Here is a 12,563-nt window from a genome sequence, read left to right on the forward strand (position 1 = left end):
GAGGAATGTGCTATTTTGATCCCGTTCTCTGCGGTCAGCAATCAAGAATGGCGATATCTTGATGTAGAAAAACTGGATGAAGAATTTGCATGATGAAGAATTTGAATAGGGTTCACATCAACGGATTGCGCGCTGTCGAGGCAATCGGGCGGCTGGGATCATTGCCGAAAGCCGCCGCCGAGCTTGGTGTTTCGGTCAGTGCGGTCAGCCAGCAATTGATCCGGACGGAAGCACAGATCGGCCATGCGGTGTTCGACAGGACCCGGGCGGGGCTGGTCCCGACCTTCTTTGGCAAGGCCTTCATCGCCCGGCTCGAAGAGGGCTTTCAGCACCTGTCGCGCGCTGTGGCGCTGGCGGACGATGTCGAACAGACCCTGCTTCTCTCCGTCGCCCCGACCTTCGCATCAAAATGGCTGGTGCCGCGTCTGGGACGGCTGCGGGCCGCGCATCCCGAGATGAAGATCCGCATCGATCCGTCGCCTGGGGTGCTCGACCTGAAGAGTTCCGACATCGATCTCGCGATCCGGCTTGGCAGCGGCGAGTGGCGGGACGGCACGCCGGAATGCCTGCTGCCGCAAAGGATGTTCCCGGTCTGCACGCGCGGCTTTGCCGAACGCCTGACCGGACCGGCGGATATTTTCCGCCAGCCGATCATCTGTTACGAGAACCCCATGTTCAGCTGGGACGAATGGCAGGCCGCTGCCGGGCTCGATGGCCCGCTCGCCTTTGATGGCCCGACATTCTCCGATCCATGGCTGGCGGTCGAAGCAACGATCAGCGGGCAAGGCATCATGCTGGCCTGGGAGCTCTTCGTCGAAGACGCACTGGCAGACGGCCGGTTGGTCGCACCCTTTCCGCTGCGCGTGCCCTCCAATATCGCCTATTGGCTGGTTTCGCCGAAAAACCGCAAGCCGACCCAGCAAATGCAGCATTTCCAGGCGTGGATCCGTTCGGAAATCGCCGAAGACAACCGCGCGCCCACCGCATGATCTGTTGACAAGTTATACTGAAGTTTGAACAGTGCGGCTCACCACCATACGGGTTGCGTTGGGAGGACTTCATGTCTATGCGCGCGGTTATCGGCTTTTCGGTTTTTCTTCTCTCAGCCTTGGTTTCAGGGGCACCTGCCGGTGCCGCCGAAACGAATCGCGACATTGTCACGACCAAGGATGGCGACTATTTCGGTTTTGATCTGCGCACCGAACAGGACGTGACCCTCGACCAGTGCGAGGCGGTCTGTCTGGCCGAGACAAGCTGCAAGGCCTTCACCTACAATCCCAAGGTGAAATGGTGCTTCATGAAGTCCGACTTCAATGAACTGCACAGTTTTCCCGGCGCCATCGCCGGCAAGGTGGTCGAAACGACGAGCGAGCCGGATATCGGCGCGCCGCCAAGACTGGTATTCCTGTCCGACCAGCTTGTGCAGGATGCGCGCCAGGTCAAGGCACGTCTCGCACTGACGGACGAGCAGAAGGGGCAGGGCGCCGCCAGCCTGAAGGAAACGGCCCGCGCGCAGCTCGCCGCCGGCAATATCGAAAATGCGCTGAATGCCTTCAAGGGCGCGCTGGCGGTTTCGCCGGAGGATGCGGATCTGTGGGTGGAGACCGCCCGCGCTGCCAACCGCGCCGACAAGAACACCTATGTTGCCGGCCAGGCGGCGCTGGCCGCCTATAATGGCTATCTCCTGACGCGCACGACCCAGAGCCGTGCCGACGCTCTCGCGGTGCTGGCAACCGCGTTGCAGAATGCCCAGAACTATCGCGCCGCGCTCAACGCCTACAAGGCGAGCCTTGCGCTTGTCGATGCGAAGACCGTCAACGCCGCCTATCTCGATCTGAAGGCCCGCCAGGGATTCCGTATCGTCAATCATACCATCGATGCGGACAGCGCCGCACCGCGCGCCTGCGTGCAGTTCTCCGAGCCCCTGGTCAAAATGGGTACGGATTATGCGCCGTTCGTGACGCTGGACGGCGCCGCCCCCAAGGCGGTCGAAGCCAAGGGCAGTGAGATCTGCGTGGAAGGCCTGACCCACGGCCAGCGCTACAAGCTGGCGCTGCGTGCCGGACTGCCGTCTTCGGTCGGCGAAGCACTGGAAGGCCAGGTTGATCTCGATATCTACGTCAAGGACCGCTCGGCCGTCGTGCGCTTTACCGGCGACAGTTTCGTGCTGCCCAGCACCGCGCGCCGCGGCATCCCGATTGTCTCGGTCAATACCACCAGCGCCAACCTGAAGCTGTACCGCATCGGCGACCGCGGCATCGCCTCGCTGCTCACCAGTTCGCAGTTCCTCACCCAGATTGATAGCTACAACGCCCAGAAACTGCAGGATGAGTCCGGTGAACTGGTCTGGCAGGGGGCGATCGATATCCAATCCGACCTCAACAAGGATGTCGTCACCAGTTTCCCGGTTGACGAGGCTTTGCCGAAACGCAAGCCGGGCGTCTATGTCCTGACCGCCGTCTCCACCGATGCCCACAGCAATGAATGGGATTCGCAGGCGACCCAGTGGTTCGTCGTTTCCGATATCGGGCTCTCCACCTATACCGGTACCGATGGGCTCAATGTCTTTGCGCGGTCGCTCGCAACCGCCCAGCCGTTGATCGGCGTGGAATTGCAGCTCCTGGCCAAGAACAATGAAATTCTCGGCACGGCGATCACCGATACGGACGGGCGTGCGACATTTACCGCCGGATTGCTGCGCGGCACGGCCGCCATGACACCGGCTGTCATTACCGCCAAGAACGGCGACGCGGACTATGTCTTTCTTGATATGACGCGGGCCGGCTTTGACCTGTCCGACCGCGGTGTGACCGGCCGCACGGCTCCCGGCGCAATTGATGTGCTCGCCTGGACGGAGCGCGGCATCTACCGTGCCGGTGAAACCGTGCATGCATCGGCCCTTGCCCGCGATATCGGCGCCAAGGCGATCGAGAATCTGCCGCTGACCTTTGTATTCCGCCGCCCGGATGGGGTCGAAGACCGCCGCATGGTCAGCGATGGCGCGGCCCTTGGCGGCCACACGCTTGATCTGGCCCTGCAGGCCAACGCCATGCGCGGCACCTGGAACATGCAGATCTACACCGACCCGAAGGGCTCGCCCATCGCCGAAAAGTCTTTCATGGTCGAAGATTTTGTGCCCGACCGGGTCGAGTTCGACCTGACGAGCGAGGCAAAGGCCATCACCGTGGGCACGCCCACGCCGGTCAGTGTCGATGGCCGCTTCCTCTATGGTGCGCCAGCGGCAGGTCTCACGCTGGAGGGCGAGGTCAGCCTCAAGCCGACGCACGAGGATGCCAATTTCAAAGGCTATCGCTTTGGTCTGGCCGATGAACAGGGCAACCAGGATACGCGCATTCCACTTGAGGATTTGCAGGCACTCGATGAGAACGGCAAGACAACGTTCGATGTGACGTTGAACGAAGTCCCGTCAACCACCCAATTGCTCAACGCCAATATCGTCGTGCGCATGCAGGAGGCGGGCGGGCGGGCCATTGAACGCAATTTGACGTTGCCGGTGAAATCACAGGGCGCGAAGATTGGCATCAAGCCCGAGTTCGACGGGGATCTGGCCGAAAATGCCATCGGCAAATTCCATGTGATCGGCGTTGACAACAACGGCCAGAAGCAGGCCATGAGCGGCCTGAGCTGGAAACTTGTTGCGGTCGAGCGCAATTACCAATGGTACCGGGATGGCAGTTCGTGGAAATATGAGCCCATCGTTTCGACCAAGCTGGTTGCCAATGGCACGGTCGATGCAACCGCCGATGGCGCGGAGATTTCTGTTCCCGTGACCTGGGGCCGCTTCCGCCTGGAGGTTGAAACGGCTGATGTGGAAGGCCCGACATCCAGTGTCGAATTCGACGCGGGATATTATGTTGCCGCCACCTCGACCGAAACCCCTGATGGGTTGGAGATCGCCCTCGACAAGCAGAACTATGCGCCGGGCGACACGGCAAAGCTAAAGGTATCGCCGCGTTTTGCCGGCGAGCTTCTGGTGACGGTCGGTGCCGAGAGCCTCGTGGCGACCAAGCGCCAGAGCATTCCCGCTGAAGGCGGCGAGGTGGAAATTCCGGTCACCGCGGACTGGGGCGCCGGTGCCTATGTCACCGCAACGCTCTACCGTCCCGGCAATGACCGGGACAGCCACATGCCGATGCGCGCCATTGGCGTGAAGTGGCTGGGGGTCAATCCGGGGGACCGCAATCTCGCGGTGAAGCTGGATACGCCCGAGAAAACATTGCCGCGCCAGCCGCTGAACATTCCGGTTCAGGTGACCGGCGCAGGCGTTGGCGATACGGCCTATGTCACGGTTGCCGCCGTCGATGTCGGTATCCTCAATCTCACCCGTTACGAGGCGCCCAATCCCGACGGCTGGTATTTTGGCCAGCGGCAGCTGGGCCTGGAAATCCGCGATCTCTATGGCCGTCTGATCGATGGCTCGCAAGGTGCCGCCGGCCGTCTGCGCACCGGCGGCGATGGCGCACAGATGCCGTTGCAGGGCAGCCCGCCCACGGAAAAGCTCGTTGCGTTCTTCTCCGGTCCGGTCAAGCTTGACGCGGGGGGCAAGGCCAATGTGAGCTTCGATATCCCGCAGTTCAACGGGACGGCGCGGGTCATGGCGGTTGCCTGGTCCAAGGCCGGTGTCGGCCATGCCAGCAAGGATGTCATTATTCGCGATCCCGTCGTGGTAACGGCAAGCCTGCCGAAATTCCTGGCGCCCGGAGACAAGACGGCGCTGCGGCTTGATATCGCCAATACGGATGCCCCGGCAGGCGACTATCAGTTGCAGGTGACGAGCAATCAGGCCGTCGGCGTCGAGCAGCAGGCGGCCGCGCAGACGGTAAAACTGACGGCGGGCGGAAAGTTCAATCTGACACTGCCGCTCAAGGGCCAGCAGCCGGGTGACGGCGTTGTCTCGGTCAAACTGTCAAACGCCGCGGGTATTTCGCTGGAGCAATCGCTGAACATTCCGGTCCGCCCGGCGTCGCTGCCGATCACGGTGCGCAATCCCATCAAGATCGCACCGAACAGCACGCTGAAGATCGACCGCGAATTGCTGGCAAGCAGCCTGCTGCAGGGCGCATCGGTCAGCCTCAACGTGTCGCGGTCGTCGGCCTTCGATATACCGGCCTTGCTCATGACGCTCGACCGTTATCCCTATGGTTGTGCGGAGCAGACGACAAGCCGCGCCATGCCGCTGCTTTATCTCAGCGAGCTGGCCAGGCAGTCGGGCCTTGCCGACGATGGCGATGTGCAGAAGCGGGTGCAGGAGGCAATCTTCCGTGTCCTGTCCTACCAGTCCTCTTCCGGCAGTTTCGGCCTGTGGGGTCCGGGTTCCGGTGATCTCTGGCTTGATGCCTATGTCACGGACTTCCTGACCCGCGCACGCGAACAGAAATATGACGTGCCGGAAAAGGCGCTCGTTCAGGCATTGGAAAACCTGCAGAATTCGCTGAGCTACGACGTGAATGTCAAGGATCAGGGCAATCAGATCGCCTATGCGCTCTATGTTCTGGCCCGCAACCGCAAGGCTGCCGTCAGCGATCTGCGTTACTACGCCGATACGAAGCTGTCGGAATTCCCGACGCCATTGTCGCGCGCCCATCTGGCGGCGGCGCTGGCGCTTTACGGGGATGCACAGCGGTCGCAGAGCATCTTTACCAATTCGCTGCAGATGTCGACCAAGGCCACCAATGTCAGCCTTGTGCGCTCGGATTATGGCTCGTCCCTGCGTGACGATGCGGCGGTTCTGGCGCTCGCTGCGGAAAGCCGGCCGGTCCCGGCCATCATTCCGCAGCTGTCGCAGATCGTTGCCAAGGAATGGGAGCGCAAGATCTATACCAGCACGCAGGAACAGACCTGGATGCTGCTGGCGGCCCGCGCCATCCAGGGCGGCGACAACGATCTGAAGCTTGCCATCAATGGCGTGGCGCACACGGGTGGCTATGCCGCGCGGATGACCGGCGACGAGCTGATCGCCCAGCCGGTCAGCATCACCAACGGATCGACCGAGGCCGTTTCGGCTGTCGTGACAACCGTTGCCGCACCGGCCCAGCCTCTGCCTGCGGGTGGCGATGGCTTCAATATCCAGCGGACTTACTACACGCTCGACGGATCGGAAGCCAATGTCAGCGAAGCCAAGCAGAATGAGCGCTATGTCGTTGTCCTCAAGGTCACCGAGAACAACAACTGGCCGTCGCGGGTGCTGATCACCGATCTTCTGCCCGCCGGTTTCGAGATCGACAATCCCGGCCTCGTCAACAGTGCACAACTGTCGAATTTCGACTGGATCGGCGAGGTGGAAGCCGCCCACACGGAATTCCGCAGCGACCGTTTCGTTGCCGCCTTCGATCGCAACACCGGCGACAACAGGGAAATCACCCTGGCCTATGTGGTCCGGGCCGTGACGCCGGGTACCTACGATCATCCGGCAGCCAGCGTTGAGGACATGTATCGTCCGCAATTCTCCGCACGCACGGCCACGGGCCGGATGGAGGTAATGGCGGCACAGTAACAAACCTTGGCTCAAGACCGGTTGATCCGATGATCACGTGGCGTACATTCTGTATCGGCATCTCCGCCAATCTGGTGGTGGCGACGGCGCTGGCCTTCGGCCTTGATCTTGCCGACAAAAAGTTTCCGCCGCCGCTGGAAAAGGCGGTGGAAGTCTCGCCGGAAGTGGTCGATGCCAATGGCCAGCTGCTGCGTGCCTTCGCCACATCGGAGGGGCGCTGGCGCCTGCGGACGACGGCCGCGGATGTCGATCCGCAGTTCATTCGCATGCTTGTCGCCTACGAGGATCAGCGCTTCTGGCAGCATCGCGGCGTCGACCCGCGGGCCGTGGCCCGCGCCGCACTGCAACTGGTCCGCAACGGCCGCATCGTTTCCGGCGGTTCGACTCTGTCCATGCAATTGGCGCGGCTAATCGAACCACGGGAAGGGCGCTCGCTCAGTGCAAAATTTGCCCAGCTGGTGCGTGCACTGCAGATCGAACGCCGTCTGACCAAGGCGCAGATTCTCGATCTCTATCTCACCCACGCGCCCTATGGCGGCAATCTGGAGGGTATCCGTGCCGCCAGCCTCGCCTATTTCGGCAAGGAGCCGCGCCGCCTGACCGTATCCGAATCCGCCTTGCTTGTGGCGTTGCCGCAATTGCCGGAAAAGCGCCGCCCCGACCGCAATCTCGCTGCAGCCGAGACAGCGCGCGAGCGGGTTCTGGACCGCATGGCCGTTGCCAAAGTGGTGGGGGAAGGCGAGGCCGAGCGTGCCGGGCTGGTACCCATTCCTGCCCGCCGCCTGCAGCTTCCAGCCTACGCCGCGCATCTGGCGGAAGCCGCCTTGCGCCGGGAGCCGCAGGTCAACCGGCACCAGACCACGCTGCGCCGCCCGATCCAGCAGGGCCTTGAAGCCGTTGCCAAGGCTGCGGCGGCCAAGCTTGGCCCCAAAGTGTCGATCGCCATGGTGATGGCCGATGCCCGCAGCGGTGAAATCGTCGGCGAAGTGGGCTCTGCCGATTATTTCGATGCCAGCCGCTCCGGCTGGATCGACATGACGCGGGTGATGCGCTCGCCCGGATCAACGCTGAAACCCTTCATCTACGGCCTCGCCTTCGAGGACGGGCTCGTTTCGCAGGAGACGATCATCGAGGATCGTCCAGCGGACTTCTTCGGTTACCGGCCGCGCAATTTCGACATGAGCTATCAGGGCGACGTCAGCATCAGGCAGGCGCTGCAACTGTCGCTGAACGTGCCTGCCGTCCGCCTGCTTGACGCGGTGGGCCCGACGCGGCTGCTGGTTCGCTTTCGCCGGGCGGAGGTGAGACCCGTGCTTCCCGCCAATGAAGCGCCGGGTCTGGCGATTGGCCTCGGCGGTGTCGGTATTACGCTGAAAGACCTGGTGCAGCTCTACGCTGCGCTGGCCAATCGCGGCAGGCCGGTGCTTCTGGGGGATGGTATCCAGGGCAAACCACAGCCCATCGAAGCCGAACCGTTGCTGGAACCGGTGGCCGCATGGCATGTCGCCGATATCCTGTCCGGCGTCATGCCGCCGCTGGGCGCGGCGCAACGCGGCATCGCCTACAAGACAGGCACGAGCTACGGCTACCGCGATGCCTGGTCGGTCGGTTTCGATGGCAATTACGTGCTTGGTGTCTGGGTTGGCCGTCCCGATAACGGCGCTGTGCCGGGTATCACCGGTTTCGGCACGGCGGCGCCGATCCTGTTCGAGGGATTTGTCAAATCCGGTGTGCCGGTCACGCCGCTGCCGCGCGCGCCGGGCGGTGCGGTGCGCATCGCGCAGGCGCAACTACCGATCAGCCAGCGCCGCTTCACCCGGACATCGAATGGTCTGCTGGCTGCAACGACGCGCGAACCGGCGCCGCAGATCGTCTATCCGCCGGAAGGCGCGCGGATCGAGCTCGGGGCGAAGACCGGCGGGACCTTGTCACCCCTCGCGCTGAAACTGCAGGGGGGACGCGCGCCGTTCCGCTGGCTGGCCAATGGCAAGCCTCTGCCCGATATGTCGCGCCGTCGTGACAACCAGTGGGTGCCGGACGGAGCCGGTTATTCGACCTTGACGGTCATTGATTCTGCCGGCCGTGCCGCAAGCGTCCGGATCTTTGTCGACTAGAAACAGAAAAGCGGCGCCGAAGCGCCGCTCTGGTTTGGCCGGGATCATTACCGGCCCTGGATCATCGATGCGATGATGCCGGATGCAATGCTGACCATGACGTAGTCATTGTTGACGCGCACCCAATGATAGCCGCGCGGCGGTGTCTTCAGGTGATAGCGATGATAGTCGCGCACCACGTTGCGGCGATAGTTGCTGGGCAGCTTGTGGCCGCGCACCCAGCGCGTCTTCTTCACGACGGTGCGTTCGTTGACGACCCGCTTCTTGACCATCCGGTCCTGCTGCTGATGGCCATAGCCTTGCTGCTGCTGCGCAAAGGCTGCAGGCGTTGCAATCAGGGAAATGGCAAGGGCTGCCAGGGCGATCTTTTTCATGTTGGTTCCTCGTTCATTGCAGGGTTTATGATCAAACACCATGCTGTTTTACGAGGGGCGAGATGAACCAAAACTGAACGTCAACCTAAACAATTTGTAATGTTTTAAATGGCTTAGCTGGCGCATGGATGGTGTCGTGGATTGGTTGCCCTCCGCCTGCGGGCAACATGCGCGGGGCGGAGGGCAACTGCTTCACAAAGCTCAGGCGTAGCGGCCGATGCCGAGTTCCGATGCGTCGACATCCGGCGTTTTGCCGGAAACAATGTCAGCCAGTACCCGGCCGGAACCGCACGACATGGTCCAGCCAAGGGTGCCGTGGCCGGTGTTGAGGTAGAGGTTCTGGTATCTGGTGCCGCCACCGATAATGGGCGGGCCGTCCGGGGTCATCGGGCGCAAGCCGGTCCAGAAGGTTGCCTTCGACAGATCGCCGCCACCGGGGAAGAGATCGCCGACCGAATGCTGCAATGTGGCTTTGCGCGCATCGCGCAAGGTCAGGTCATAGCCGGAGATTTCGGCGGTGCCGCCGACGCGGATGCGGTCGCCGAGCCGGGTGATTGCCACCTTGTAGGTCTCGTCCATGACCGTGGATTCCGGCGCGCAGCTGGCATCGGCGATGGGGACGGTGATGGAATAGCCCTTGATGGGGTAGACCGGCACCGGTACGCCGATGCGGCGCAGCAGGAATGGTGAATAACTGCCGAAAGCAACCACATAGGCATCCGCCGTCAGTTCCTCCGTCTCCGTCGACACGCTGGCAATGCGATTGCCGCTGGTGTTGATCGAGGTAACAGTGGTGTTGTAACGGAAGGTCACACCCTTCTCGGCTGCAAGGGCCGCCAGCTTCTCCGTGAAGATCTTGCAATCGCCGGTTTCGTCGCCGGGAAGACGCAGACCGCCGACGAATTTCTCCCGCACATTGGCAAGGGCCGGCTCGGCGGCGATGCAGCCTGCGGGATCAAGGAGTTCATAGGGCACGCCGAACTGCTTGAGCACTTCGATATCGCCGCCCGTGCCGTCATACTGGCTCTGCTTGCGGAAGAGCTGCAGGGTGCCCTGGCTGCGCTCGTCATAGGCAATTCCGGTTTCCGCGCGTAAATCACGCAGCGAGTCGCGGCTGTATTCGGCGATGGGGACCATGCGGATCTTGTTGCGGGCGTAGCGCGCCGACGTGCAGTTGCGCAGCATCCGCACCAGCCACAGCGCCATATAGGGGTCGAATTTCGGCCGCACGACGAGAGGACCGAAATGCATCAGCATCCATTTGATGGCTTTGAGGGGAACGCCGGGGCCCGCCCATGGCGAGGAATAGCCGGGCGAGATTTCACCGGCATTGGCAAAACTCGTCTCAAGAGCCGGACCGGGCTGCCGGTCGACCACCACCACCTCGTGGCCCACCTGGGCGAGATACCAGGCTGACGTGACGCCAACGACGCCACTTCCAAGGACGAGAACTTTCATAAGCGGAACGCTCCTTCAAACAACGCGAGATATGCCAGCCATTTCCGATGCCGGCGCAAGAGTGACTCGCACTCTGGGATGCCGCGAAAATTCTTTCCAGAGTTTTCTTGGGGAATGCGCTGAAATGTCTTGGTTTTTTGGAGTGCGCGCCTGAATTCAGGGCAAAATAAAAGGCCGGGTAAACCCGACCTTCTCAAATTCATCTCTGCTGTCAGTGCCAGTACATCCGTGGTCAAAGACGCGAAGACGAATTATTTTTAGCCAGCCTGAAGCTGGTCAGCAGTCATCTTGCCGGACTTGTTGTCACGAACCAGCTCGAAGCTGATCTTCTGACCGTCATTGAGGCTGCGCATACCAGCGCGCTCAACTGCGGAGATGTGAACGAACACGTCTGCCGAACCATCGTCTGGCTGAATGAAGCCGAAGCCTTTTGTGGAATTAAACCACTTTACTGTTCCAGTGCTCATAATGAACCCTTTCAAGGAATATGTTTTGGTCACCTACCATGCGACTGCACGATAGTTTTAGCTCGATTTTTGAAGAAGGATCGTTGAGAGCGCTTTGGCGCAATAAAACTAATAACAAACTACCAAATACCGATGGGTCATACATAGTGACTGTGAGACATTCCGTCAATGCTGCGCCAGAAAAAATAATTTAATTATAAAAACTTAGCGGAATTCGACTAATGATTCTGATGTTTTTATTGAACAATATTTCGCCAATACCAGCGATCATTTAATAAAGCGCAAGCATTTCCCGATGCAGATAAACGGGTTCGCACGCGGCCGCAAGGCCTCGTCAAAGTCGGGCATGATACGTATGAGGCGCTATTTGCCCTTGGTGGCGAGCGTCACCTTTGCCTTGGCTTTTGCCGGCTTCTTGGCTGGCTTCAAGGCGTTCTCAGCTTCTTCTTCCGCTTCCTTGGCCAGACGCAATGCCTTCAGGCGCGCGGTCTTGCTTTCCCACTTTGCGGTCTCGTCATTGATAATGGCGGATGCAGCTGCGGTTGTGGCCAGGCTTTTCTGTTCCGAAGGACTGAGAACCCGCTTCGGGCGGACACCAACTTCAGGCAATTGTTTTGGACTGTGTTTCATCGTGTCTCGCATTTTTGAGCCACAATCATCGCACGCGGCGGTTCACAAGTCTATCGTGCATTCCGATTCTGTCCCGGTGCCCAGCCCCGCGCAAAGCCATAGGACATGGCCAGGGAGGCATATTCAATCTCCCGCAACAGGAACTCACGCTCGGCCAGAAGCGCCGCTATTGTCGCCCGGACATCACCCTGATGATAAGCCAATGCCTCGTCAATTTCGTCGTCCGGCTGTTTCAATATCGCATTCATTGGATTCTCCTTCGCAATCCAGAATGGCACAATCCGGTCCATGTGAAAAGAAATTTGTTCCTGTTTTGTTCTAATTTTAGTCTTGACGCGTGTTTCGGGTTGTATTGCTGGAAGAAGGGGAGCGGCCGCAGGGACAGGGGTATGCATGTGCGGTGCGGCGCCATCATCGGGATGGCGCCGCACCTGAACAATCGGGTGTTGGCGTGCCGGGCATGCCGTTAGCTCTTGGGCTTGCCCTTGCTGGCGACTTCCGTCTGTTTGCCGATCGAACTTGCAAACGGAACAGCGGTCTTTACCTCTACCTTGTCCTTCTTTGGTTTGCGTACTTCGCGGTTGCTGCGTTGTTGACCTTTAGCCATGGTGGTTCTCCTTCAGGTTTCGGGTAGGGATCGGGGCGGGAAGTGATTAGCCGGGCCGGGACTGATCCTCAAGAAGCGCAGCTTCCAGATCGAAATGGTCGATCGGGAAAACCTGCTGGGTGCCAAGCTTCGACGACCGGGCCGGAACATGGATGTAGGTGGCCACGCGGCGATATGCAGCGCGGGACAACCCGTCAACGAGTTCTTCATCCTGATCCACGTCGTAATCGCCGGCGGGCAATGGCTTGTCCACACCCTTCAACACGAATGGTGCGTCGAAGTGGACGATGGAATGTGTTGTGCGCGTGAACATGCCAATCCTCCTTTGGAAGTGGCAAGCAGCGGAAGCTGGCCTGCTGTGTTCTCATCCCGGCGGGTGCCGGAGATCAGTCGTCATGC

The 12,563-nt window shown here is 60.7% G+C and carries 10 protein-coding genes; 3 read left to right on the plus strand and 7 right to left on the minus strand.

Going from position 1 to position 12,563, the window contains the following annotated elements:
• Positions 1–89 precede the first annotated feature (89 nt).
• The 3 genes from ACZ5FP_RS06765 to pbpC all read left to right on the plus strand — a co-directional run bounded on the left by ACZ5FP_RS06765 (position 90) and on the right by pbpC (position 8,628).
• A complete protein-coding gene (locus ACZ5FP_RS06765; RefSeq protein WP_346307330.1) occupies positions 90–989 on the plus strand; it encodes a LysR substrate-binding domain-containing protein in 900 nt (299 codons plus the stop codon).
• Positions 990–1,066: 77 nt separating this feature from the next.
• Positions 1,067–6,514: an alpha-2-macroglobulin family protein gene (locus tag ACZ5FP_RS06770; RefSeq protein WP_464663203.1), complete on the plus strand. Its 5,448-nt coding sequence runs from the start codon at positions 1,067–1,069 to the stop codon at positions 6,512–6,514.
• Positions 6,515–6,543: 29 nt separating this feature from the next.
• Positions 6,544–8,628 (plus strand): penicillin-binding protein 1C, encoded by a 2,085-nt coding sequence (gene pbpC / locus ACZ5FP_RS06775; protein ID WP_464662841.1) that lies wholly within the window; start codon positions 6,544–6,546, stop codon positions 8,626–8,628.
• 47 nt (positions 8,629–8,675) lie between these two features.
• Here pbpC and ACZ5FP_RS06780 read toward each other — a convergent pair whose 3' ends face one another.
• The 7 genes from ACZ5FP_RS06780 to ACZ5FP_RS06810 form a co-directional block, all read right to left on the minus strand.
• Entirely contained in the window at positions 8,676–9,002 is a 327-nt protein-coding gene (locus ACZ5FP_RS06780) for an RcnB family protein (protein WP_288194877.1), read from the minus strand.
• Between the two features lie 201 nt (positions 9,003–9,203).
• Positions 9,204–10,460, minus strand: a complete 1,257-nt coding sequence (locus tag ACZ5FP_RS06785) for a D-amino acid dehydrogenase (protein WP_464662842.1) — start codon at positions 10,458–10,460, stop codon at positions 9,204–9,206.
• A gap of 257 nt (positions 10,461–10,717) precedes the next feature.
• Positions 10,718–10,927 (minus strand): cold-shock protein, encoded by a 210-nt coding sequence (locus tag ACZ5FP_RS06790; RefSeq protein ID WP_091881096.1) that lies wholly within the window; start codon positions 10,925–10,927, stop codon positions 10,718–10,720.
• A 363-nt stretch (positions 10,928–11,290) separates the two neighbouring features.
• The gene (locus ACZ5FP_RS06795; protein WP_105736820.1) at positions 11,291–11,557 is read right to left on the minus strand and encodes a hypothetical protein; all 267 of its coding nucleotides are present in this window, start codon (positions 11,555–11,557) and stop codon (positions 11,291–11,293) included.
• A gap of 50 nt (positions 11,558–11,607) precedes the next feature.
• Complete coding sequence (locus ACZ5FP_RS06800; RefSeq protein WP_464662843.1) at positions 11,608–11,805, minus strand: hypothetical protein; 198 nt, start codon at positions 11,803–11,805, stop codon at positions 11,608–11,610.
• A 218-nt stretch (positions 11,806–12,023) separates the two neighbouring features.
• Positions 12,024–12,164, minus strand: a complete 141-nt coding sequence (locus ACZ5FP_RS06805; RefSeq protein WP_171974043.1) for a hypothetical protein — start codon at positions 12,162–12,164, stop codon at positions 12,024–12,026.
• 46 nt (positions 12,165–12,210) lie between these two features.
• Complete coding sequence (locus ACZ5FP_RS06810) at positions 12,211–12,477, minus strand: hypothetical protein (RefSeq protein ID WP_464662844.1); 267 nt, start codon at positions 12,475–12,477, stop codon at positions 12,211–12,213.
• Positions 12,478–12,563: the final 86 nt, after the last annotated feature.

The organism is Phyllobacterium sp. T2-21, assembly GCF_055378485.1.